Genomic DNA, 24,534 nt, shown 5'->3' on the forward strand with positions numbered 1-24,534 from the left:
TCAGCCACCGGTCAGCGACAGCCACTCGGCGTAGAACAGGCCGAGTCCGAGCGCCGCGGACACCGCGGCCAGCAACCAGAAACGCACCAGGACCGTGGTCTCCGCCCACCCGGACAACTCGAAGTGGTGGTGGAAGGGGGCCATCTTGAAGATCCGGATGCGGCGGGTCTTGAACCCGGCGACCTGGATGACCACGGACAGGATCTCCACGACGAACAGGCCGGCGATGACCACGAGCAGCAGTTCGGTACGGGTCATGATGGACAGCCCAGCGATCATCCCGCCCAGGGCCAGCGAGCCGGTGTCGCCCATGAAGATGCGCGCGGGGTGGGCGTTCCACCACAGGAATCCGATGCAGCCGCCGAGCATCGCCGAGGCGACCACGGCGAGATCGAGCGGATCGCGCACCTGGTAGCAGCCGGCCTGGGCGGCGGCGCTCAGGCCGGTGTTCCAGCACGCGTTGCGGAACTGGAAGAAGCAGACCGCGACGTAGGCGCCGAGCACCATCACCGAGGCGCCGGCGGCCAGCCCGTCCAACCCGTCGGTCAGGTTGACCGCGTTGGACCACGCCGCGATGAGCAGGATGGCCACGATGACGAACCCGACCGCCCCGAGGGACAGGAACGTCAGGTCGCGGGCGTAGGAGATGTCCGTCGAGGCCGGGGTCAACCCGTTCACGCCCGGGAACAGCAGCACCAGCACGGCGAACGAGGCGCCGACGAACGTCTGGCCGATGAGCTTGGCCTTCTTGTTCAGCCCCAGGTTGCGGCGCTTGCGGAGCTTGATGAAGTCGTCCAGGAAACCGACGACGCCCATGCCGGTGGTGACGTAGAGCAGCAGCAGACCGGACGCGGTGGGCCCGCCGCCGCCGTCGATCATCTGGATCGCGACCGCGACCAGGTACCCGATCCACATGGCGGCGATGGCCGCGGCGCCACCCATGGTGGGAGTGCCGCGCTTGTGCAGGTGGGCCTGCGGGCCGTCCTGGCGGATCTCCTGACCGAAGCCCTGCCGGGAGAACACCTTGATCAGGTACGGAGTCAGCAGGATGGAGACGCCGAGGCCGACGATCGCCGCGATGAGGATGGTCTTCACGCGCGGTCACCCGTCCCGTCCGTGCCGGTCGCGCTGGTCGTGCCGGTCGTGCTGGTGGCGTCGGGGGCGGGCGCAGCCGCCCGGGCCCGCAGGCCCTCGATGACCCGCAGCGCGACCTGCTCCAGCCCGACCGACCGGGACGCCTTGACCAGCACCACATCTCCCTGCGCGAGATCTCCCAGCAGGATGTCGACCGCCTGGTCCACACCGGGGACGAGTTCCGCCTCCCCGTCCCAGGAGCCTTCCAGATGCGCGCCCAGGTACAGGGCCCGGCCCGCCGAACGCCGCGCGGTCGGGGCGAGCAGGGAGCCGGACATCCCGGGGACGGCGGGGCCCGCCCGCTCCGCCTCGCGGGCCGCCTCCAGCGGATCGACGACCAGCAGCTGGCCGATGCCCAGGCGCACCACCAGCCGGCCGATCTCGTCGTGGGCCGCGGCCGCCCCGTCGCCCAGTTCGGCCATCTCGCCCAGCACGGCCCAGGTGCGTCGACCCGCGGCGCCCATGGTGGCCAGCGCGCGCAGCGCGGCCTTCACCGAGTGCGGGTTCGCGTTGTAGGCGTCGTTGACCACGGTGATACCACCGGGCAGCTCGGTGACCTCCATGCGCCAGCGGCTGGCCGGTTCGGCCGCGGACAGCGCGGCGGCGATGGTGGCCACGTCCATCCCGACGGCCTCGCCGATCGCGGCGGCGGTGAGCGCGTTGCCGACCTGGTGCTCCCCCACCACCCGCAGGCTGACCGGCGCGGTGCCGTTCGGCGTCACCAGGGTGAAGCTCGACCGGGCGGAGTCGTCCTGCCGGGCGTCCTGGGCCCGGACGGTCGCGGTCGGCGCACCGCCCACCAGCACCACCCGGGCCGCGGTGAGCGCGGCCATCGCCGCGACCCGGCCGTCGTCGGCGTTGAGCACGGCGACCCCGCCGGCCGACTCCGGCGGCAGGGCCTCGACGAGCTCGGCCTTGGCCGTGGCGATCGCCTCGACCGAGCCGAACTCGCCGAGGTGTGCGGACCCCACGTTGAGCACCGCACCGATCCGCGGCGGGGCGATCGAGGCCAGCCAGGCGACGTGTCCGGGCCCGCGGGCGGACAGCTCCAGGACCAGGAAGCGCGTGTCCGGAGTGGCCCGCAGCGCGGTGTACGGGTGGCCGAGCTCGTTGTTGAACGATTCCGGCGGCGCGATGACCGCCTCCGAGCCGGCCGGGGTCGCCGCCGCCAGCACTGCGGCGATCAGATCCTTGGTCGAGGTCTTGCCGCTCGACCCGGTCACCCCGACGACCTCGAGGTCGTGCTCGTCGACCAGCCGGCGCACCGACTCCCGGGCCAGGTGCGCCAGGGCGGTCAGCACGGGCCCGTTCTCCGGCTCCCCCGCGGCGGGCGCGCCCACGGCCAGCACCGGCAGTCCCGCCTCCACCGGCTCCGCGGCCAGCACCGCGACCGCCCCGGCCGCACGGGCGGCGGCGGCGAACGCGGCCCCGTCGACCCGCTCGCCGCGCAGGGCCACGAACAACGCCCCGGGGGTCACCCGGCGGGTGTCGAACTCGACCGAGGTGACCGTGACCTCCGCCCACCCGTCCTGCACGGGGACGCCGACCACCGCGGCGACTCGGGCCAGGTCCATGGCGATCATCGGGGTCCGTCCTGTGCTGTCTCGTGCGGTGATCCGGTGGCCGGCGATGCGCCGCGCGGTGGGCCGTCCGTCCCGCCGTCGGCCCGGCCGGCCAGCGCGGCGGCCAGTTCGTCGATGTCGGAGAACGGGTGGACGACGCCGCCGATGTCCTGCCCGCGCTCGTGGCCCTTGCCGGCGATGACCACCGCGTCCCCGGGCCGAGCCGCGGCCACGGCGGCGCGGATGGCGGCCCGGCGGTCGCCGACCTCCCGCACCTGCCCGGCCGCCGCGGCACCACCCGCATCGGGCTCACGGGCGCCGGCGAGCACCTGCGCGCGGATGGCGGCGGGCACCTCGGAGCGGGGGTTGTCGTCGGTGACGATGACCAGATCGGCACCGTGCGCGGCCTCCCGGCCCATCACCGCCCGCTTGCCGGTGTCCCGGTCGCCCCCGGCGCCGAGCACGACGATCACCCGCCCGGTCACCGCGGAGCGGACGGCCCGCAGCACCGCCCCGACGGCCGCCGGCTTGTGCGCGTAGTCGACGACGGCGAGGAAGTCCTGTCCGGCGTCCACGCGCTGCATCCGGCCGGGGACGGCCACCGCGGCCAATGCCGCCGCGGCCTGCTCGACGTCCCGGCCGAGCAGGTCGACCGCGGCCAGCGCCGCCGCGGCGTTGGCCACGTTGAACCGGCCGGGCAGGCCGACGGTGGCCTCGACACGGCGGCCGTCGGGCAGCTGGAGGGTCAGCTGCTGGGCCCCGGACGGGGTCGAGGTGTCGGCGACCACGCGGTAGTCGGCGGGGGTGCCGGAGGTGGACAGCGTGGCGACCTCCGGGTGGGCGGCAGCCAGGCGGCGGCCCCACTCGTCGTCCACGACGACCAGGCCGCGCTGGGCGCGTCCGTCGAACAGCAGCTCCTTGGCCCGGAAGTAGGACTCCATGTCCGGGTGGAAGTCCAGGTGGTCCTGCGAGAGGTTCGTGAACACGGCCAGGGCGAACCGGGTGCCGGCCACCCGGCCCAACGACAGTGCGTGGGAGGACACCTCCATCACCGCGGCACCGACTCCGCGCTCCACCATCACCGCGAACAACGCCTGCAGATCCGGGGCCTCCGGGGTGGTCAACGCACTGGGCAGGACGTCGCCGGCCAACCGGGTCTGCACGGTGCCGATGAGCCCGGTGCGGGTCCCGTCGGCGGCCAGGGCGGCCTCGAGCAGGTATCCCGTCGTGGTCTTCCCGGAGGTGCCGGTGATGCCGACGACCGGGAGGGTCCGGCTGGGGTCCCCCACCACCCGGGCGGCGAGCGGGCCCAGCACGGCGCGGACGTCGGGCACCGCCACGACCGGGACATCGACCCCGGCGAGGTCGGCCAACCCGGCCGGGTCGGTGAGGACGGCGACCGCACCGGCGGCGACCGCCTGACGGGCGAAGGCGGCGCCGTGCACCCGGGTCCCGGGCAGCGCGGCGAACAGGTCACCCGGTCGGGCGTCCTGGGCCCGCAGCGTGACCCCGAGGACCAGGGGGTCGGCGGACCCGGCGGAGCCGTCGCCGGCGGGTGTGCCGACAGCGGCGGGGTCGGCGACGCCGGACGTCAGCTCCGACAACCGGACGCCGGGGACGGCCGACGGGCGGAGCGGGGCGGGAGGAGGCACGGGGGCGAAATCTACCCGGCCGCACCGACGTACAGGTCGTACACCGGGGCGGCGGTGGCCGACGGCGGCACGTCGGCCTGACGCATGGCGTACGCGGCGATCTCGTGGAACAACGGAGCCGCACTGCTGCCGCCCGGCCCGCTGGAGTTCGGGGCGTCGAGCATCAGCGCGATGGAGTAGACGGGGTCGTCCGCGGGGACGAACCCGCCGAACGTGGTGGTGACGACGGTCTGCGAGTAGTCCTGCGTCTCCGGGTCGACCTGCTGGGCGGTACCGGTCTTGCCGGCCACCTGGTAGCCGGTGATGGCCGCGGCCGGGGCCGTCCCCCGGTGCGCGGTGTCGCCGTCCTGCACGGTGCCGCGGAGCATGTCGCGCAGGGTGTGCGCCGTCTCCGGGCTCATCACGGTGACCGCCGTCCCGGGCGCGGCGAGGCCACGCTGGGTCGGCACGGGGACAGCCACGCCGTTCTCGGTCATCGACCGCACCAGGGTCGGCGTGATCCGCACACCGTCGTTGGCGATGGCCTGGTACATGCCGGCGAGCTGGACCAGGTTCATCGAGACGCCCTGCCCGATCGGCAGGTTCGCGAAGGTGCTCGAGGACCAGGTCGACGGGTCAGGCAGCACACCCTTGGCGTCCGACGGCAGCTGCACACCGCTCCGGACGCCCTGGCCGAACAGCTTGGCCTTGGCCATGAACGCGTCCGGCCCGACCTCCTGCGCGATCATCAGCGTGCCGACATTGGACGACTTGGCCAGGATGCCGGTGGCCGTCATGTCGATCGGGCCGTGCGACCAGGCGTCCTTGACGGTGACGTCGTTGATCTTGATGGATCCGTCCACGGTCATCACCGTGGTCGGGGTGATGAGGCCCTGCTCGATGGCGGCGGCCATCGTGACGACCTTGTTCACCGAGCCGGGCTCGAAGGTGTCGGTGACCGCCTTGTTGCCGACCTCGCGGGTGGTCTTGCCGGGTTCGGCGCAGGCCATGGCCGCGATCTCGCCGGTCTTCACCGTCATGACGACGGCGCAGCCGCTCTTCGCGCCGGTCTCGGCCACCCGCTGGGCCACCTTCTGCTGGACCACGTACTGCAGGTCGGAGTCCACGGTGAGCTGGAGATCGGTGCCGTCCTGGGCCGCCGTCTCGTCCCGGGCGGTGTTGGGGATGATCTGGCCGTGCGCGTCGACGTCGACGGTGCGCTTCCCGTTCTCGCCGGCGAGCTGGGAGTCGAACTTCGCCTCGATGCCGGAGACACCGTTGCCGTCGTAGTCGGTGCCGCCGACGATGGCCGCCGACGGCGAGTCGGCCGTGGTCTGCCGGATGTCCATCCGGTCCATCACCAGGGCATCGCGGTGGTCGACGTCGAAGATCTCGTTGCGCTCGGCGACGATCGCGTCGGCCTGGGCGGGCATGAGGCCGCGGGCCAGGTAGACGAAGGTCCGACCGGAGGTCAGCTTGGTCATGATGTCGTCGACGGTCAGGCCGGGCAGGGTGGCGGACAGATCGGCGACGAGCATCTCGGCGACCTGACGACGCTGGGCGTCGTCGGCGTACAGCGCGGGCCGGGCGGCGACGGCCCGGCCCTGCACGGTGAAGGCCAGCGGGGTGCCGTTGCGGTCCGTGATCGAACCACGCAGGGCGGGGAGCACGACCTCCCGGTTCGACTGCGAGGCGGCCTGCGCGGCGAAGGTCGAGGCCTGCACGACCTGGATGTCCACCAGCCGGACACCGGCCACCATCATCATCGCGACCAGGGCCCACAGCGCGAGGCGACCGCGGAGTCGGGTGTTCGCCCGGCTGCCGCGGTCCTGTCGCTGCCGACGACCGCGCACCGAGTGCTGGCGCGTCGAGCTCCGGACGGGATCGGCGACGGGTCGCGATCCGGTGCGGCGGGCGCCCTGACGGGCGTCGTCCCCGGCCGGTCGGACGGCGGGCCGGGTGCGAGCCCGGGGGGTCGGCGGCACCGTGCGCGGGGTGCGCTCGGCCGCGGGACCGCGGGACGGCGCGCGGCGCGGCTCGGTGGCCCGACCGGAGGTGGTGCGCCGCGGGTCCGCCGACCGGCCCCGGATGTCCTGGCGTCCGAAGGCCTCCTCCGCACCGTCGGTGGCGCGACCCCCGGCCGCGGGGCCGTGTTCGCGGCGGGCGCCACGGTCGGCGAAGGGCGTGTCCGTCATGGCTGGGTCCCCTGCACTGCTGTGGTGGGTGCGTCTGCCGTGGGTGCCGGCGCGGTGGCGGCGCCGATGGAACCGCCACCGCCGCTGATGGAGCCGCCGGACGTCGCTGCGGGGGTGCTGGGTGCCGGAGCCTGGGCGGTGTCGGCCGGGGTGGTCGGCGCGATCTCGGCCGGCGGTGCCGCTGCCGGTTCGGTGGGTGCCGCCGCCGGTTCGGTGGTCGGCACGACGGGCGCGGCCGGCTCGGCCGGCTGGGTGCTCGTCGCCGGGGCGCTGGTCGCCGGGGCGCTGGTCGGCGCTGCGGCGGGGGCCTCGGTGGTGGCCGGCGCCGTGGTGGGAACGACGGGGGCGGGCGGTCCGGGGACCGGGGTCGGCGTCCCGATCACCGTGGGGTTGCCGGCCTCGTCCAGGACGAGGAGCGCGGCGTCGCCGGCCGGGACCATGCCCAGGGCACCGGCCGCCTGGGCGATGCGGGGGGTGGCGTCCAGGGAGGCGACGTCGGCGCGCAGCGACTCGATCTCGATGCGCAGCTCGTTGCTGTCGGCGTGCGACTGGCTGGTCCGCAGACCGGCCTCGTCGGTCATCGTGGTCAGCCACAGCACCCCGGCGATGCCACAGCCGAGGGCGGCGATGAGGACGACCACGAAGGACGCCCGGCTGATCGCCGCACCCATGCTCATGCCACCGTGCATCAGGCCCGACCGGCCGCCGGCCTGCTGGTGACGACGCTCCCGCCGGGCGTAGGCCCGCTGCGCCGATGCCGAGCGGCCCGCGGCGCCGGTCCCGACTCCGGCGGATCCGTCGGTGGTCCCGGCCGGCGGGCCGACCGGAGTGCTCCGCTCGGCCCGTCGACCCGTCCGGCCGGCCCGCCCCCGGGTCCCGCGCGTGGTGATGGTCACCGTGCCCGCCCCTCGACCTGTCGTGGTGACCGGGCGGGTGTCCCGCCCGGGAAGTGCTGTCCTGCCGCCGGTGTGGCCCGGCCGGGTCCGCGCCGGTTCACGCCGCGTCCCGCCGGCGTTCCGCGGCCCGCAACCGGGCGGCCGCCGCCCGCGGATTGGCGGCCAGCTCGGTCTCGTCGGCCTGCTGCGACCCGCGGGTCAACCACCCGAACTCGGGCTCGTGACCGGGGATGTCGAAGGGCAGGCCGGGCGGGAGGGTCGACTCGGTGCGGGGTGCGATGAGCCGCTTGACGATGCGATCCTCCAGCGACTGGAACGACATGACGACGAGTCGACCGCCCACGGCCAGGCTGTCCAGTGCGGCGGGCACGGCCCGGCGCAGCACGCCCAGCTCGTCGTTGACCTCGATGCGCAGGGCCTGGAACGTCCGCTTGGCCGGGTGCCCACCGGTCCGTCGGGTGGCGGCCGGGATGGCGGTGCGCACCAGGTCGACGAGCCGGGCGCTGGTGGTGAACGGCTCGACGGCCCGGGCCTTGACCACGGCGGAGACGATGCGGGTCGCGAAGCGCTCCTCGCCGTACTCGCGGAGCACCCGGACGAGCTCACCGGCGGGATAGGTGTTCACGACGTCGGCCGCACTCGTCCCGCCGGTGGGATCCATCCGCATGTCCAGCGGCGCGTCGTGGGCGTAGCTGAAACCGCGGTCGATCTCGTCGAGCTGCAGCGAGGACACCCCGAGGTCCATCAGGATGCCGTGCACCCGGCCACCGGGGGCGTGCTCGGCGACGACCTCGCCGACGGCATCGTTGACCGCGTGCACGAAGGTGACACGATCGGCGAAACCTGCTGCGGTGACCCGGGTGCGGGCGATGCGCAGGGCGTCGGTGTCCCGGTCGATGCCGATCACCCGGAGCTCGGGGTGGGCGGCGAGGAGCAGCAGGGTGTGGCCACCCATGCCGAGCGTCGCATCGACGAACAGCCGGGGCCCGGGGTGGGCCGCGTCCGACCGCAGGGCCGGCGAGAGCAGGTCGACGACCCGATCGGCCATCACGGGGAGGTGGACCGCCGCGAGGTCCGGATCCTCGGACTGCGACGTCATCCAGGTCCTCCGGTCTCGGATCGGCGCGCGGACGGCGGTGCGGGCGGGGCGACCGCTCGGCGCCGGATCGCTCCGGGGTCGAACGGGAAGTGGTGCGGCAGAACAGGACGGTGCAGCAGAAATCACTCGTACCCCCTGGAGGGTGAGGGTACGAGAGGGACTGGGGTGACATGCGTTGACACGCAGGCGGACAGCGGACCGGTCCGCCACCGGCGCGGCCGGCGTCGACATCCGCTCCTGCCCATGACTGCGATCCGTTCTGCCCTGACTCCTGGTCCCCACCCGCCCCCGCCTGGCGCGGGGGAAGTCGCGTCAGGTGCGGGGCGGGTGCAGGCCGGGTGGCAGGGGGTGCCGGTGGGAGTCCTGGCGGGATGTCACCGGTGGGGCGATGGAGTTGTCGGTCGTGCGAACGGCGGTGCGAGAACGCCGGACCCGGCACCGTTCTGGACGGGCCCGAACCACTTCACTGCAACAGCCCCGGTTCCGGAGCGGCGTAGGCGGCTTCCTGGCGGGCCTGGTAGGCCTCCCATTCCGCCGCGTCCCAGATCTCCATGCGCAGGCCGACTCCGGTGACCACGATGTCCTTGGTCAGCCCCGCGTACTCCCGCATCCTCGCGGGAACGGAGATCCGCCCCTGGGCATCCGGTCGCTGCTCGTCGGTGTTGGCCAACATGTAGCGCTGGTATCCGCGCGCCCGTTCGTCGGTGATCGGGGCGTTGATGGCGGCCTCGGCGAACTCGGCGAAGCCGTCGACGGTGAACGCGTAGAGGCAGTGGTCCTGACCGCGGACCAGCATCACGCCACCGGTGAACTGCTCCCGGTAGCGGGCGGGCAGGGTCACCCGTCCCTTGTCGTCCATCCGCGGTGTGTAGGTGCCGAAGAAGCCCTGGAGCATCCCGTCACCCCCCACCTCACGCCGGCCGGGCGATGGCTGCCCACCACCCGTCCCCCGCTGCCGCCACGCTACCCCACTTTCTGCCACTTTCCCCCCCGGGATCTCCCGTTCCGACCCGCACCGGGACGTCCTCGCAGTTCGGAGCGGTGGGGCGAAGTGGGGTTACGTGACGGAGTCCCGGCGCCGGCACACGGGGACATCACGGCCCCCGCGGTCAAAAGCCCCGAGCCCCACCGGCGCGCTCAAGTCCCTCATCCGGTTCTCCACCCGGACCGGCAGACGTCGAGTGTTGCCCCTGATCCAGTTACCTGTACCCAGTACCGTGCTCGGTGCCCCTGTGGAATGGGGGCTGACCGGGGCCGCGATGCTGGCCCTGGTGTGGCAGGCGATCGTCAGCATGCGACGCGGCCGACCCGATCGCCGGACACCGGACGGAGCGGGGCCGGTGGGCGCGCGCTGACCGCCGAGGTGTTCGGAGAGGCTCGACCGGTGAACGGACCGCACGTGGATCACCCCCTGGTGATCATCCCGACCTATCAGGAACGGGAGAACCTGCCGCGCATCCTGGACCGGTTGCTCCGCGCCGTCCCCCAGGCGCACGTGCTGGTGGTGGACGACGGCAGCCCGGATGGCACCGGTGAGCTGGCCGACGAGCGCGCCGCGGCCGACGAGCGGGTCAACGTCCTGGACCGCAACGAGAAGGCCGGGCTGGGCGCGGCGTACATCGCCGGGTTCGGGTGGGGTCTGTCCCGCGGGTACCCGGTGCTGGTGGAGATGGACGCGGACGGTTCGCACGCGCCGGAGCAGCTGCCCCGGCTGCTCGAGGCGCTGCAGGACGCCGATGTGGTGCTGGGGGCCCGGTACGTCCCGGGCGGGTCGGTGGTCAACTGGCCCAAGCACCGGGAGTTCCTGTCCCGCGGCGGCAACATCTACTCCCGCCTGGTCCTGGGGGTCGGCCTGCACGACATCACCGGTGGCTATCGCGCGTTCCGTGCCGAGGTTCTGCAGAAGCTGTCGCTGGACGCGGTGGAGTCCCACGGCTACTGCTTCCAGGTCGATCTGGCCTGGCGGGCGATCCAGGAGGGCTTCCGGGTGGTGGAGGTGCCGATCACGTTCACCGAACGGGAGATCGGCGACTCGAAGATGAGCGGCAACATCGTCCGCGAGGCCCTGCTCAAGGTGACCCTGTGGGGTGCCGCCCACCGCTGGCGTCAGCTCCGCGGGCTGGTGACAGTGCCCACGGACCGCCTCACGCCCGACGGTCCGACACCACCCTGCGGGGGTCGCGCACAGCTGTGACGGACGTCTTTGATCCAGTGCCAGGCGGCTGCGGGTTCTCGGCGCAGCTCCGTCGACCATCGTGCCGTGCACGCCCGGAGAGCCGCTGCCCAATCCGCGTCGCGCGATGTGACCGTGCCCAGGTTCAGTTGTGTTGTCGCTGTCCCGACTTCCGGGGCAATCTCGCCGGGAGCCCGTTCACGGTTGTCAGCGCGGCACTCGATTCAACGACGGGATCGAGGAGGGCGAACGTGGCCTGCAGGGAGTTCATGCACCCACCGGTGGCCGCCCCCTCATGTTCTGTGGACTCGACCGACGACGGTGTATGACGCCGGAGCCTTCGCGACTCGCACCGAGCACGGCACATTGCTTGCCGGTGGCCCGGCATCCCATCCGGCCCAGGTGGTCCATCGCTCGACCGTGTCGTTCTTCGGAGGGTGCTGATATGTCGACCAGAGCATTGATCACGCGTCCGGCCCATCATCAGGCATCAACCGATCGCGTGATCACCGCCCTGGTGTTGGTGGTGGGTTCCTTGCTCACATGGCTCCGCCTACCCGCCGGTGCGGGGGATTCCCTCTATGCGGAGGACGGCGCGCTCTTCGTCAAGAACTGGACTTCCGACAGCTCGTGGACGCTCCTGTTCGAACCCTACGCCGGTTATCAGCACTTCATCCCCCGGGTTGTCTCGGCCCTCGTGGTCAGTACGCTGCCCGTGACCGCGTTCGGCATGGCCATCACTTTCTTGAGCTGCGTCCTCGTCGGCGCCTGTGCTTCACTGACCTATCACTTCGCCCGAGATGTCGTCTCTTCGCGATGGGCCCGCACCGGCTTGGCCGGCATTCCCATCCTGCTTCCGCTTGCCGGCTACGAGCCCATCGGCAACCTGGCCAACTTCCACTGGTATGCGATGTATCTGATGCCCTGGGTGCTTCTCTCCATCCCCAGGTCTAACAGAGGCGCCTTCGCTACCGCATTTCTGGCTTTCGCCTTGGCGATGACGGAGCCCCAGACCTTGATATTCCTCCCGCTAGGCATCGTCCGTTGCTGGCGACCGACCCGGTCCAGGGTCGTGTTTAGTGGATTCCTGTTGGGAATGGCCGGACAACTATGGACCTTTCTGACCACCGACCGCCCGCGCGTACCCGGATCCCCCCCGATCCTCTCGACACTCGAGGGCTACTTGATCAACGCTCCGCTCATCGTCTTCACCGGTAACAGGGTCGACACCGGACGAGCCTTGCAGAACTTCGGGTGGTGGATCGCGTACGCGAGCCTGGCGCTCTTCATCGCCGGGGCCGTTGTGACCTTCGTCCTGGGTTCAGGCACGGTGCGACTGGTGATCCTTGCGTTGATCCTGGCTTCGGCTGCGTCGTGGATCGCCTCTTTCGTACTCAACAACCTGGTGCCCGGCTACTACAGCGAACTGACCCCGGAACAACTGGCTCTCCCGCCGATCTTCAGATGGGGCACGTCCGCTGGGATGCTGTTGTCGGCCGTCATTCCACTTCTTGCCGGCGTTCTCGCTGATCGCGGCGGCAGAGCATCTCGCATTGCTCCGGTCCTGGTGCTGGGTCTCCTGGGCGTCATGGCACTCACCTTCCGCAGCGAGGACAACACGCGTGGCAGCGATACCCCGACCTGGACACAGGAAACGGATAGAGCTGGTCAGGTGTGCCGCACATCAGGCCTCCCGGAGGTTCAGGTGGGAGCCTCTCCACTGGCGTGGCGGTTCACACTCCCGTGCCCGCTGTTCGACGAGTGACCCCTTCGCAGGATCGAGCTGCCCGGCCTCATCGTCAACAGGTGACCTCGAGGCCGAACGCAAAGTGACGAACCGGCGCCGGTTCGACACGGTCGACGAGCCGACGTGTCACGTCGCTCGGATCATTCTGGCGGGCAATCCACTACAGTCGCCTAGCGCTGATCCTGCCGGATCGGCGACGCCGGCACAGCGCCGAACGTTCCGTAGGGCAGCGTGAGCCGGGTACCGGACCCGGGTCTTATCTGCACGTACGCGCGGCGTGACGCTTGGAAAGGGCTCGTTCCCATGATCTCAGTCGGACTGGAGTTCACCCACGACGTCGTCGTAGTGGGTGGAGCCGGACACGTCGGTCTCCCGCTGGCCATCGCGTTCGCCGACCGCGGCGCGAAGGTAGTCATCTACGACCTGAGCCCCACGGCGGTGGAGGGCATCAACTCGGGACGCCTGCCGTTCCTGGAGCCAGGCGCCGGTCCGATGCTGGAAGCCGCGCTCGCGGCCGGCCGGCTCGAGGCCAGCACCGACCCCGCTGTCGTGGGCCGGGCCGAGAACATCGTGGTGGTCATCGGGACGCCCGTTGATGAACACCTGAACCCGGACGCGACGACCATCCCCCGCGCCCTGTCGACCTGTGCCCCATTCTTCCGCGACGGACAGCTGCTCGTCCTCCGCAGCACCGTGTACCCGGGGGTCACCGCCCTGGTGGAGCGGATGATCGCCGGCCTGGGCCTGGAGATCGACGTCGCGTTCTGCCCCGAGCGCATCGCCGAGCACAAGGCGATGACCGAACTGTTCAGCCTGCCCCAGCTGATCTCGGCGCGCACAGAGCAGGGTCGCAAGCGGGCCGGGATGCTGTTCGGCCAGCTCACCGACACCCTGGTGCCCCTTGAGCCCGAGGAGGCCGAGCTGGCCAAACTCTTCACCAACACCTGGCGGTACATCAAGTTCGCGGCGGCGAACCAGTTCTACATGATGGCCAACGACCGAGGTCTGGACTTCGAGAAGATCCGCGCCGCACTGTCCCTGGACTACCCGCGGGCCGCGGACCTACCCGGGGCGGGTTTCGCCGCGGGGCCGTGTCTGTTCAAGGACACCATGCAGCTGGCGGCGTTCAGTGACAACCAATTCTCCCTGGGTCATTCCGCGATGCTCGTGAACGAAGGTCTGCCGCTATACGTGGTGAGCCGGCTCGAGCAGCGGTTTGACCTGGCCACGATGACCGTCGGCATCCTGGGCATGGCGTTCAAGGGCGGGTCCGACGACATCCGCGCCAGCCTGTCCTACAAGCTGCGCCGGGTGCTCTCCTTCCGGGCCGGCGCCGTGCTGACCACCGATCCGCACGTCACCGTCGACCCGTCGCTCACCGACCTGGACACCGTGCTCGAACAAGCTGATCTGCTGATCATCGCCACCCCGCATGGCGAGTACCGCGATCTGATCACCGACAAGCCGGTGATCGACATCTGGAACATGCTGGGCAACGGGGTGAAGGTGTGATCCCGACCCACCGACCTCGGGTCTCGGTGGTGATTCCGGCGTACAACGAGGGCCCGGACATCGAGGCGCCGCTGGCCCGGGTGTTCGAAGCCGTCCAGCTCGACTGCGAGATCGTCGTCGTCGTCGACTTCCCCGAGGACACCACCGTTCCCGTCATCGAGAAGATGGCCCGTGCCGAGCCCCGGGTCCGCGTCGCGGTCAGCACCTACGGGCGCGGTCCGGCCAACGCGATCCGGTACGGCATCGACGTGGCCGTGGCCGACACCGTCGTGGTGACCATGGCCGACGGCTGCGACGACCCGCGCCAGATCGACGACCTGGTCCGCCTCGTCGAGCGCGGCGTCGTCGTCGCCGCGGCGTCCCGGTACATGCCAGGCGGCCAGCAGGTCGGCGGCCCGCTGTTCAAGTCCAGCCTGTCCCGGCTCGCCGGGCGGTCGCTGCACACCTTCGCCCGCATCGGTACCCGGGACGCGACCAACTCCTTCAAGGCCTACGACCGGCACTTCGTGCAGGACGTGGGCATCGACTCCCGGGCCGGCTTCGAGATCGGCCTCGAACTCACCGCCAAGGCCCGGCGCATGGGCCGTCCGGTCGCCGAGATCCCCACCATCTGGCTCGACCGGCAGGCCGGGGTCTCGAACTTCAAGCTCCTGCAGTGGATGCCGGCCTACCTGCGCTGGTACCGGTTCGCCTACGGCCCCCGCCTGGACCTGGCCACCCTGCGGTCGGAATCGACCGCGATCACCGCCGAGAACACCCCACCCACTGACGGTTCCCCCGTCACGGCCGCCGACACCCCGGCCGGTCGCCCGACCACGCAACAGAACGGACAGGATCCTCGATGAGCTCCCCCACGGAAAGTCCCGCCTCGGGCACCAAGGAAAAGGTCCTGGTCTCCGGGTCCGCCGGTTTCATCGGCGGGTACGTCGTCGAGGAGCTCCTGCGCCGCGGGTACTCCGTCGTCGGCATCGACAACTACTCGAAGTACGGCCCGGTCTCCAAGTCCTACGACGACCACCCCGATTACAACCTGATCAAGGGTGATGTCGAGGACACCGAGCTGATGACCGAGCTGCTGGTGGACTGCGACCACTTCATCGCCGGTGCCGCCCTCATCGGCGGTATCTCCTACTTCCACACCTACGCCTACGACCTGCTCGCCAAGAACGAGCGGATCATCGCCTCGTCCTGCGACGCCGCGATCACCGCGCACAAGGCCGGCCGCCTCAAGAAGGTCACCTACCTCTCGTCCTCGATGGTCTTCGAGTCCACCGAGACCTGGCCCTCCCGTGAGGGTGACGAGCGCAAGGTGCCGCCGCCCCTGTCCTCCTACGGGTTCCAGAAGCTGGCCGTGGAGTACTTCGCGCGCGCCGCCTGGGATCAGTACAAGCTGCCCTACACGATCGTCCGGCCCTTCAACTGCGTCGGGATCGGCGAGTCTCGCGCCCTCGGCGACGTCGAGATCGACTCGGGCAACGTGAAGCTCGCGATGAGCCACGTCGTCCCCGACCTCGTGCAGAAGGTGGTCAAGGGCCAGGATCCGCTGCACATCCTCGGCGAGGGCAACCAGATCCGGCACTACACCTACGGTGGCGACCTGGCCCGCGGCATCGTCGAGGCGATGAGCAACCCGGCGGCGCTCAACGACGACTTCAACCTGTCCACCGCCGACGGGCACACCGTCGTGCAGCTGGCCGAGATCATCTGGCGCAAGGTCAACGGACCGGACAAGCCGATGACCCTGGAGCACGAGCCGGCGTTCGAGTACGACGTGCAGCGTCGTGTGCCCGCGGTCGAGAAGGCCCGCGAGACCCTCGGTTTCGAGGCCACCACCAAGCTCGAGGACATGTTGGACGAGGTCATCCCGTGGATCGAGCAGGCCATGAAGGACGGCACGATCTAGTTGTGATCTCCGCGTCGCCAGTCGGGATCGTGTCGGTCGACACGGTCCCGGCGGGTGCCGCGGAACGTGCCGACCGATGGATTCTCGTCCATCTCGGCATCCTGCTCGCGCCGCCGTCGTCCCGTTCGTGCCCGACCGCGGCCAGTAATTCACCGGCGACGACTGGCACTGGGCACGGCGAAGCTGACCGCGCTGACCGCCCCGGGCGGAATCCCGGTCGACGCAGCCTTCCTGCGAGCCCGCCTTGCCCTGCAGGTCGTTGTTGACCCGGACCATCCGGGATCGGACACCGCCGGGCCGGCCGAGCTCGGGCCCGTCCTGTCACTCCCGGATGTCGGCGAAGACGTCCAGACCCTTCTTCTCGACGCAGGATGCCTGTGTGCGACCAGTGCAACGGAGCAGACCGTGCACCTCCTCCTCCGGGAGGGGTGACTCGGTTCATCCTCGGATCCGATCAGCTCAAGAACCGCGCCCTGCGCGTGGTCGGGGGCAACCTACGCAGCGCACCGCGCACCGCGCACCACGCAAGTGCGGGTAGTTCTCCCTACGGACCTGGTGCTGTCCCCGCGGCGCGACCGACGCGCCGCACTACGATCGGACCGCCGGCGCGGATGGGCCCACTAGAGTCGCCAGGCGTCGTCGGCGATCGAACGCTAATGCCTCCCGCGCGGGGGGCTTCTGGGCGCCGAGTGCGCCGTCCGGGGGCGGACGGCGCCGGACCCACTGCTGTCCGGCGTGACAGGGCCACGCGACCGAGCGAAGGGTGCCGCCTTACCATGACCTCCGCCCGATCCGGTCCCCCGTCCAGCTCCACCCCGCTGGTACATGCGGGCCGACAGGATCCGGATGCGGACAGAGGGTCGACGACCCCGGAAGCAACGCCCGAAGGGATGTCGCGACTGATGCGGCGCCGGTGGCTGACCGTCCACCTGGCCACCCTGATCGCCGCCGCGGGCTGGCTGTTCTGGTCGAACCGGAAGCAGTACTTCTTCGGTGACGACTGGGAGTTCCTGGTCAACCGCGGTCTGGCCCATCCGACCCTCAACCTGTTCATCCCGCACAACGAGCACTGGTCGACGGTCCCGCTGCTGGTGTACGCCTTCATGCGCAACACCGTCGGCCTCGGCACGCTGTGGCCGTTCGTCATCATCCTCATCGCCGTGCACCTTTCGCTCACCCACTTCCTGTGGCGGGTGTTCCTGCGGTCCGGCGTCCCGGCCCCGCTGGCCACCGCGGCGGCCCTGCTCTTCGCCCTGCTCGGGGCGGGCAGCGAGAACCTGTTGTGGACTTTCCAGATCGGCTTCATCGGCAGCATCGCGTGCGGGTGGGCCGCCGTGCTGCTGGTCGACCACACCGACACCCGGCTCTCCCGGCGGGACGGTGTCGCGGCCGGGCTGCTCGTCGTGTCCCTGGCCTGCTCCGGGATCGGCGTCCCCGCCGTCGCCCTGGCCGGGTTGGTGGTCCTGGCCCGGTCGCGGTCGCTCCTGCGGCCCCTGGTCGTGGGGGGTGTCCCCACCGCGGTCTTCGTGGCCTGGTACTTCATCGGGGAGAAGCTGCCACCGGCTCCCGGTCCCTCCGCGTGGGATTCCGGCCCGGTCGCTCTCCTGAAGTTCATCGCCCGGGGTTTCCTGGAGGCGATCGAGGCCACGACCGGCCTCCCGCGGCCGGTGGCGGGTGTGCTGCTGGTGGCCGCCGCGGGATGGGCGGTCGTGCTGACCCTCCGGGTCGTCCGACGGTCGGCCGACAGCGAGCGGTGCATCCCGGCGCTGGCCGGGTTGCTCGCCGGCGTCGCCTTCTACGGCCTGTCCGGTTTCGGCCGGGCCACCGCGATGTCCTCCCGGTACTTCTACGTCTGCATGGCCTTCGTCCTGCCCGCCCTGATCCTGGCGCTGTGGCATCTGCTGAGGCTGCTCGGTCGACGGGTGGGACCGCTGGTCGGCGTGCTCCTCCTCGTGCCCGTGCTCGTGCACAACCTGGTGCTGCTCGCGGACACCGCCGAGCACGACGGGGTGCGGGAGACGACCCTGCGGTCGTTGATCCTGGGTACCGCCGAGCTGGTCGGGGACGGGGAACCGATCCTCAGCACGACCGTCGAACCTCTGCAGAACCCCGACCTCACCGTGGCCAAGCTGACCGAGCTGGTGGCCGCCGGCAATCTCCCCGCCGACGAGGCGACCCCCGAGGACCTGCTCCGTGCCCGCCTGCAGGGGCAGGTGTCCGAGACGGACGGCACGCCGCTGCCGACCCCGTCGGCGCCGATGGGCCTCGCCCCGGTCGCCGACGGGCAGAACCTGACGGTCACCGCCGCCGACCCGGGCTGCGTGACCGCCGTCAGCGACACCGCCGACCCGATCCGGCTGACCGCACCCGGGTCCAGGACCGACATCACCGTGCAGTCGTCCGCGGACGCGACGCTGCGGTACTCGATCACCTCCGACGGGCGGCGCAGCCCCCAGGAGCGGGACCTCGTCCTGACCGCGGGCACACCGGACCTGGTCACGTCCGTCCTCCCCGAGGGGACGACGTTGGCGATCATGGTTCCGGCGGCGGGGCTGGTGGTCTGCGGCGTGCGCTGAGCCGGAGGGGGGAAGCGCCGGGGCCGGACCGCTGCTCAGCGGCCGGACTGCACCGGGTGGTCGCCGTGGTGGGCGACCTCGTCCGCGACGGCCTCGGTGGCGCTCATCGGGACCTCCCGCTGGTGGGTGAAGACGAAGCGCTGGTAGGTCCAGAAGCGGAACGCGGTGGCGGCGACCAGGCCGACGCCGTTGGCCGCGATGTTGACCTCCAGGGGCGAGTCCAGACCCAGCAGATCCCGGGACACCCACAGGATGACCAGCGTGATGCCCAGTCCCAGCGTGCAGGTGAGGACGAACAGGGCGAGCTCGTGGGGTGCGTTGGGCCGACGGGTGTGCCGGAACGTCCAGTAGCGGTTGCCCAGCCACGAGACGACCGTGGCGACCGCGGTGCTGGCGATCTTGGCCTGGATCGGGTGGCCGTCCAGCAGCGGATCGTCACCGGCGTAGGAGAAGACGTTGAACAGTCCGACGTCGACGGTGAAGGCGATGAGGCCGACCACGCCGAACTTCGCGAGCTGCTGGTAGAGCGACCGCCAGAGCCCGCCGAGCCGGCTCGTCAGGGACCGGGCGCGGGGGGACATCATTTCCGCATCCTAACGGCGGAGGAACGGCCCCTCCCCGTCGCGACGCGGGGTTTCCCCGGCCCGTCCGGTCACACCGACGGGGGGCCCGCGGGTCCGTGCGGGCCCGTCGCACCGTGGGGACCGTCCCGACATCCGGGACGCGCGCGGCGCACCCCTGGCAGACTGGACGACGCACCAGTCGGCGCGACCGCACGTCGGGCGGCTGGGGAGAACACCGGAGCAGACTCGGAGGACACCCGTGGCACAGCAGGTCCAGGTGGAACGGGACGGTCGGTCCGCGACGGTGGACCCCGGCGGGTCCGAACACCGACCGGCACCGGCCGAGCTCGCCCCCGAGGAGGTCGCCTCCACCGCGGCCGCCCTGGGCGCCGCCATCTCCACCGTCCTGCTGGGCAAGTCCGAGGTCGTCCGGCTCGCCCTGATCGGGGTCCTGGCCGAGGGCCACCTGCTCATCGAGGACGTCCCCGGGACCGGGAAGACCAACCTGGCCAAGGCCATGGCCCGGTCCGTCGGCGGCGCCGTCAGCCGTGTGCAGTTCACCCCGGACCTGATGCCGAGCGATGTCACCGGCGTGAGCGTGTACGACCGGCAGACCTCCCAGTTCGAGTTCCGGCCCGGCCCGGTGTTCAGCAACATCGTCGTCGCCGACGAGATCAACCGCGCCTCCCCCAAGACCCAGTCGGCCCTGCTGGAGTGCATGGAGGAACGCCAGGTCACCGTGGACGGCACCAGCTACCAGCTGGCCCGGCCCTTCCTCGTGCTGGCCACGCAGAACCCGGTCGAGATGGAGGGCACCTATCCCCTGCCCGAGGCCCAGCGCGACCGGTTCCTGGCCCGGATGTCCATCGGGTATCCGGATCCGGCCGCCGAGGTCGCGATGCTGGCCGACCGCGACCGGGTGGACCCGCTGGACGCCCTGCGCCCGGTGACCGACGTGGCCGGAACGGCCGCGCTCATCCAGGCCGTCGGACGGGTGCACATCGCCCCGGCGTTGCGCCAGTACGTGGTCGAACTGGTCGGGGCCACCCGGTCGGTGCCCGAGATCCGTCTCGGCGCCTCCCCGCGCGCCGTGCTGCACCTGGCCCGGGCGGCCAAGGCGTCGGCCGCCCTGGACGGCCGCACGTTCGTGGTGCCCGACGACATCCAGCGGCTCGCCGTGCCCGTGCTGGCCCACCGCCTGCTGCTCACCGTGGACGCCCACGGCCACCACCGTTCCGCCGAGGAGATCATCGGCATGCTGCTGGGCCGGGTCCGGGTCCCCCGGGGATCGGGTGGCTGACCGCGGGTCCTCGCGGGCGGACCGCAGCGGCCGGGTCGGCCGGAGCAGCGGCCGGACACCCCGGACCCCGGCGTCGCTGCGGGGCATGACCACCCGCGGGCGCTGCCTGCTCGCCGGCGGCGTGGCCGCCGTGGTCTGCGCGGTCGTGCTGGACGAGCGGGACCTGTTGCGCATCGGCATCTTCGCCGCCCTGTTGCCGGTGGTGGCGTGGATCGTGGTCTCCGCTAGACGGCTCCGGCTGGCCGCCGAACACCAGGTGGGTTCCGCCACCCTGCATCCCGGGAGCATCGGGACGGTGACCCTGAGCGTCACCAATGTCTCCGCGCTGAGATCGGCCACCATGGAGATCAGCGAACCGCCCACCCCGGACCTCACCGACGGCCTGCGCTGCCTGCTGCCCTCGTTGCGGTCGGGGCGCACCGCGCGGGCCCAGTACCGGCTGCACGCCGTCCGTCGCGGACGCTTCACCCTCGGCCCCCCTCGTGTCCGGATCAGTGACCCGTTCGGGTTGTGGGAGAGCACCCGCACGCTGGACGTGGTCGGCGACGTGCTGGTGCTCCCCCTGGTCGTCCCGCTGGCGGACAGCCCGGCGAGCTCCGGGTCCCGGTCGGCCGCCGCCGATCGGGCCCTGCTCGGCGCGATCGGCGGCGACCCCGATGTCGGCGTCCGGCCGTACCGCAGCGGCGACGACATCCGCACCGTGCACTGGCGGGCGTCGGCCCGTTCCGAGGACCTAATGGTCCGGCTGGAGGAACCCGTCTCGCACGGCGGCGCCACCGTCTACCTGGACCACCGTGCCGCCGCCCACCGCGGGGCGGGTGCGGCGTCCAGCCTGGAGACCGCGGTGACCCTCGCCGCATCGGTGTCCCTGCACCTGCTGTCGGCCGAGCACCAGGTCCGTCTGATCACCCACACCGGGCGCGTCCTGGCCGACGGCCGGGTCGCCGCGGACGACGTCCTCGCCGGGCTCGCCGTCCTCGAGCCCGACGACGGCCCGGCCCGACCCGTCGCCCTCGGCGGCACCGGTCTGGTCATCGCGGTGGTCGGCGACATCGACGAGGCGGCCGCGCGCACGCTGTCGGCCCAACGGCGGTCGGGTACCCGGTCCATCGCCCTGGCCCTGGACACCGCCGCGTTCGCCGCCGCCGGGACGGGCGCATCCGTCCCGGACACCGAGCCGGCCGGCATCGACCTGCTCCGCACCCAGGGCTGGCGCGTCGTCCGCATCGGCCCGCAGGACGACCTCGCCCAGGCCTGGCGTCGGGCCTGCGACTTCTGGTCGACCGGTTCACCCGCCGCCCAACGCCGACGCCAGTACGCCCGCACCCCCGGAGCCCAGTGATGACCGCGCCGACGCAGCCCGCCCCCTCCCCGGCCGGACCGGCCACACCACCGGCACGGACACCGGCCCCGGGTGGAGCGCCGTCCGACGACGTCGCCGCCCTGCCCACGCTCGTCGGTGCGCTGGCCGTGCTGGCCGGCTCGGCGGCCCTCCCGTCGGCGGTGGCCGGCAGCAGCTGGCTGTGGCCGCTGGTCGAGGTGCTCGGCGTCATCTGGCTCGTCGGGGTGGGCTGTCGATTGATCCGGCTGCCCCCGGTGGTGACGGTGCTGGTCCAGCTGGCCGCGCTGATCGTGGCGCTGACCGGTCTGTTCACCTACACCGGCATCGGCGGGGTGCTGCCCGACGCGAGCGTGCTCGCCGAGGCCCGAGATCTCTGGAGCGGGGCATGGGAACAGATCGTGGGGTCCATCGCCCCGGCCCCCGCCACCCCCGAGCTGACCTTCCTGATCTGCGCGTCGGTCGGCCTGGCGGGGCTGATCGTGGACATCCTGGTCGCGCCCGCCCGCACGCCCGCGCTGGTCGCCCTGCCGCTGCTGTGCCTCTACTCGGTGCCCGCGTCGATCGCCGACGATCTCCTCCCCTGGCCCGCGTTCGTCCTGCCCGTCCTGGCCTACGTGCTGCTGCTGGCGGTGTGCGGATACTCGGGGCGGGGGTCGGGCTGGCGCCCCGCCGCCGGTCTGGTCTCCGTCGGGGTGCCCATCGCCGTGCTCGCCGCCGTCATCGCCCTGTTCGCCGCGAACGCGACGACCTCGGTCGGCACGCAGGGCCGCATCCCCCGCAGCAACGGCACCAACGGCGCCGGCATCGGGTTGTCCCCGTTCGCGTCCCTCCAGGGGGACCTGCAACGCTCCCAGCCCGTCGACCTGCTCCGGGTCAGTGGTCTGGACGAGCCCGAGTACCTCCGCACGATCGGGCTGGAGCAGTGGACCCCGGGGGAGGGCTGGTCCGCCGGGCCGTTGTCGGACGGCTCGCTGCCGGAGACCGGCATCCCGCAGCAGACCGAGCTGTCGGTGCAGAACCTGTCGTTCCGGGACCGCTTCCTGCCCGTCTACGCCGGGATGACCAGCGTGACCGGCCTGGATCCGGGCTGGTCGTACGACCAGGAGCTGGGCGCGGTGCACCGGGACGACCTCAGCGAACCGCCCAGCTACCGGATGACGGCCGTGCTCAGCCGGGCCGGCGCCGACCAGCTGCGCACCGACACCGTCACCCCGGACGCCCGGCTGGTCGACGCCGGCGGGGTGCCCGACCTGGTCGCCCAGGAGACCGCACGGATCACCGCCGGCGCCCCCACCGCCTTCGACAAGGCGCAGGCGTTGCAGCAGTACTTCACCGACCCGGCCAACGGGTTCGTCTACTCGCTGTCGGTGCCCACCGGCAACAGCGGTGACGCGCTGGTCGACTTCCTGCAGCTCAAGCAGGGCTACTGCGAGCAGTACGCCTCCGCGATGGCGGTGATGGCCCGGGCCGCCGGGCTCCCCGCGCGGGTCGCCGTGGGCTTCACCCAGGGCGATCGACAGGCGGACGGCAGCTGGCTGATCACCAGCCACGACGCCCATGCCTGGGTCGAGGTGCGTTTCGACGGCGCCGGGTGGGTGCGGTTCGACCCGACGCCGCTGGGCGGGGGCCAGGGCGGCCAGCAGGGCTTCCAGGACGCCGCCCCGACGACGTCCGCGGCGCCGTCGGCGACCTCCGCCGCGCCGTCGGTCTCCGGTCAGGCACCCGACGGCGGGCAGGACGAGGACATCCCCACCGGTGGCGCGGCCGCCCCGACGACCGCCGGTCAGGCCGCCTCCCCCGGCTCCGGGGTGGACATCCCCAGCGGCGCGTGGTGGTCGCTGCTGACCATCGCGGTGCTGGGACTGCTCGTCGCCGGCCCGACCGTCCTGCGGTCCTTCCGTCGACGGCGGCATCTGACCGTGGCCGCCCTCGGGGGGCCCGACGGCGCCACGGCAGCCTGGGCGGAGATCGAGGACCTGGCGATCGACCACGGCCTCGGACCCCGACCGGCCGAGTCGGCCCGGGCCACGGCCAACCGGCTGGCCAAGTCGGCCCGGCTCGGGGCCGCCGCGCGGGATCATCTGCGCACGGTCGTCGTCGCGGTCGAACACGGCTGGTACTCCGCCGATCCCGGGGCCGGACCCGCGGCGGCCGGTGCCGTGATCCGACCGGGCCGCACCGCACCGGGTGGCGACCCGGTCGTCGGCTCACCCGACGACGGCGGCGGCGGGGTCGCCGTCCTGGACGCACCCGGCTCCCGACCGGCGGCCGGGACACCGGTGACGAGCACCGACGGTCAGCCCGGTGCGGAGCTGGTCGACGCCGTGGCCGCTGTCGGCGCAGGGCTGTCCGAGGGCGCTCCACTGTCCGTCCTGGACCGACTCGTGCCCCGGTCCGTCCGTCCGCGCGGGCTGCGCGACTGAGCGGTTCCTCAGGGGCCGCCACCGGCGGCGGGTGTGACGGCGGGCGGGAGTGCCGGAGCCCCCCGGCGGACCGTGTGGTCGGCCATCAGGACGAAGCCGGCCCGCCCGTCCCGCGGCGGTCCGGCTCGCTGTCCGGACCGCCGCGCTGGCTGTCCGTCCCCGCGTGCCGGCGGGGCGGCTGAGCGGGTGTCCCGACGTCGCTGGTGCGGACCCTCGGCGTCACCGGTGTCCCGGACCTCGCCGGTCGGGTGCGGTCCGGCGGACGGCCGGAGATGGCTCCGGACGAGCTGTGGCGGGCCGGGCAGGAGGCCGGTGGGGGCTCCGGTCGAGCCCGGGCGGGCCCAGCAGAACTCGGGCGGACGGGCACCGGCTGTGCTCACGCAGCGGTCCGGCGCGGCTGTCTCCGGCCGGTCCCGGGCCCGTGTCGAACACCGCCCGGGTCCGGACCAGGGCGGTGCGACCACAGCTGTCCCCGGCC

17 protein-coding genes are annotated in these 24,534 nt (G+C 72.1%); 9 read left to right on the forward strand and 8 right to left on the reverse strand.

The features are described 5' to 3' along the window. From mraY to mraZ, 7 genes are all read right to left on the reverse strand, one after another. Positions 1-1,095 carry a phospho-N-acetylmuramoyl-pentapeptide-transferase gene (gene mraY, locus J2S58_RS05485; protein WP_205257625.1) on the reverse strand — a complete coding sequence of 365 codons (1,095 nt, stop codon included), beginning with the start codon at positions 1,093-1,095 and terminating at the stop codon, positions 1-3. After that, a complete protein-coding gene (locus tag J2S58_RS05490; protein ID WP_205257626.1) occupies positions 1,092-2,717 on the reverse strand; it encodes a UDP-N-acetylmuramoyl-tripeptide--D-alanyl-D-alanine ligase in 1,626 nt (541 codons plus the stop codon). The genes mraY and J2S58_RS05490 overlap by 4 nt, the downstream gene beginning before the upstream one ends. Further along, on the reverse strand, positions 2,714-4,348 hold the full coding sequence (locus J2S58_RS05495; protein WP_205257627.1) for a UDP-N-acetylmuramoyl-L-alanyl-D-glutamate--2,6-diaminopimelate ligase: 1,635 nt from the start codon (positions 4,346-4,348) through the stop codon (positions 2,714-2,716). Before J2S58_RS05495 ends, J2S58_RS05490 begins: the two co-directional genes overlap by 4 nt. 11 nt (positions 4,349-4,359) lie before the next feature. Next, positions 4,360-6,522: a peptidoglycan D,D-transpeptidase FtsI family protein gene (locus J2S58_RS05500; protein ID WP_205257628.1), complete on the reverse strand. Its 2,163-nt coding sequence runs from the start codon at positions 6,520-6,522 to the stop codon at positions 4,360-4,362. After that, positions 6,519-7,418 (reverse strand): hypothetical protein, encoded by a 900-nt coding sequence (locus tag J2S58_RS05505; RefSeq protein ID WP_205257629.1) that lies wholly within the window; start codon positions 7,416-7,418, stop codon positions 6,519-6,521. The genes J2S58_RS05500 and J2S58_RS05505 overlap by 4 nt, the downstream gene beginning before the upstream one ends. A 97-nt stretch (positions 7,419-7,515) precedes the next feature. After that, a complete protein-coding gene (gene rsmH, locus J2S58_RS05510; RefSeq protein WP_205257630.1) occupies positions 7,516-8,517 on the reverse strand; it encodes a 16S rRNA (cytosine(1402)-N(4))-methyltransferase RsmH in 1,002 nt (333 codons plus the stop codon). Between the two features lie 463 nt (positions 8,518-8,980). Then, positions 8,981-9,412, reverse strand: a complete 432-nt coding sequence (mraZ, locus tag J2S58_RS05515) for a division/cell wall cluster transcriptional repressor MraZ (RefSeq protein ID WP_205257631.1) — start codon at positions 9,410-9,412, stop codon at positions 8,981-8,983. A 504-nt stretch (positions 9,413-9,916) separates the two neighbouring features. Here mraZ and J2S58_RS05520 point away from each other — a divergent pair. The 6 genes from J2S58_RS05520 to J2S58_RS05545 all read left to right on the forward strand — a co-directional run bounded on the left by J2S58_RS05520 (position 9,917) and on the right by J2S58_RS05545 (position 18,428). Continuing rightward, positions 9,917-10,711: a polyprenol monophosphomannose synthase gene (locus J2S58_RS05520; protein WP_306826510.1), complete on the forward strand. Its 795-nt coding sequence runs from the start codon at positions 9,917-9,919 to the stop codon at positions 10,709-10,711. Between the two features lie 481 nt (positions 10,712-11,192). Continuing rightward, positions 11,193-12,455, forward strand: coding sequence for a hypothetical protein (locus tag J2S58_RS05525; RefSeq protein WP_205258457.1), 1,263 nt, complete (start codon positions 11,193-11,195; stop codon positions 12,453-12,455). Positions 12,456-12,740: 285 nt separating this feature from the next. After that, the gene (locus J2S58_RS05530) at positions 12,741-13,949 is read left to right on the forward strand and encodes a nucleotide sugar dehydrogenase (RefSeq protein WP_205258456.1); all 1,209 of its coding nucleotides are present in this window, start codon (positions 12,741-12,743) and stop codon (positions 13,947-13,949) included. 26 nt (positions 13,950-13,975) lie between these two features. Then, on the forward strand, positions 13,976-14,794 hold the full coding sequence (locus J2S58_RS05535; protein WP_306826513.1) for a glycosyltransferase: 819 nt from the start codon (positions 13,976-13,978) through the stop codon (positions 14,792-14,794). Continuing rightward, a complete protein-coding gene (locus J2S58_RS05540) occupies positions 14,791-15,852 on the forward strand; it encodes an NAD-dependent epimerase/dehydratase family protein (RefSeq protein ID WP_205258454.1) in 1,062 nt (353 codons plus the stop codon). Before J2S58_RS05535 ends, J2S58_RS05540 begins: the two co-directional genes overlap by 4 nt. A gap of 890 nt (positions 15,853-16,742) precedes the next feature. Then, positions 16,743-18,428, forward strand: a complete 1,686-nt coding sequence (locus J2S58_RS05545; protein ID WP_205258453.1) for a hypothetical protein — start codon at positions 16,743-16,745, stop codon at positions 18,426-18,428. 35 nt (positions 18,429-18,463) lie between these two features. Here J2S58_RS05545 and J2S58_RS05550 read toward each other — a convergent pair whose 3' ends face one another. Continuing rightward, entirely contained in the window at positions 18,464-19,012 is a 549-nt protein-coding gene (locus tag J2S58_RS05550) for a GtrA family protein (protein ID WP_205258452.1), read from the reverse strand. Between the two features lie 238 nt (positions 19,013-19,250). Here J2S58_RS05550 and J2S58_RS05555 point away from each other — a divergent pair, with 238 nt between their 5' ends. The 3 genes from J2S58_RS05555 to J2S58_RS05565 all read left to right on the forward strand — a co-directional run bounded on the left by J2S58_RS05555 (position 19,251) and on the right by J2S58_RS05565 (position 24,056). After that, positions 19,251-20,291 carry an AAA family ATPase gene (locus J2S58_RS05555; RefSeq protein WP_306826516.1) on the forward strand — a complete coding sequence of 347 codons (1,041 nt, stop codon included), beginning with the start codon at positions 19,251-19,253 and terminating at the stop codon, positions 20,289-20,291. 85 nt (positions 20,292-20,376) lie between these two features. Beyond that, positions 20,377-21,633, forward strand: a complete 1,257-nt coding sequence (locus J2S58_RS05560; protein WP_205258451.1) for a DUF58 domain-containing protein — start codon at positions 20,377-20,379, stop codon at positions 21,631-21,633. Further along, complete coding sequence (locus tag J2S58_RS05565; protein ID WP_205258450.1) at positions 21,633-24,056, forward strand: transglutaminase family protein; 2,424 nt, start codon at positions 21,633-21,635, stop codon at positions 24,054-24,056. The genes J2S58_RS05560 and J2S58_RS05565 overlap by 1 nt, the downstream gene beginning before the upstream one ends. Positions 24,057-24,534 lie beyond the last annotated feature (478 nt).

Origin of the sequence: Nakamurella flavida (assembly GCF_030811475.1) — a bacterium.
In the GTDB taxonomy this organism is placed as follows: Bacteria; Actinomycetota; Actinomycetes; order Mycobacteriales; family Nakamurellaceae; genus Nakamurella; species Nakamurella flavida.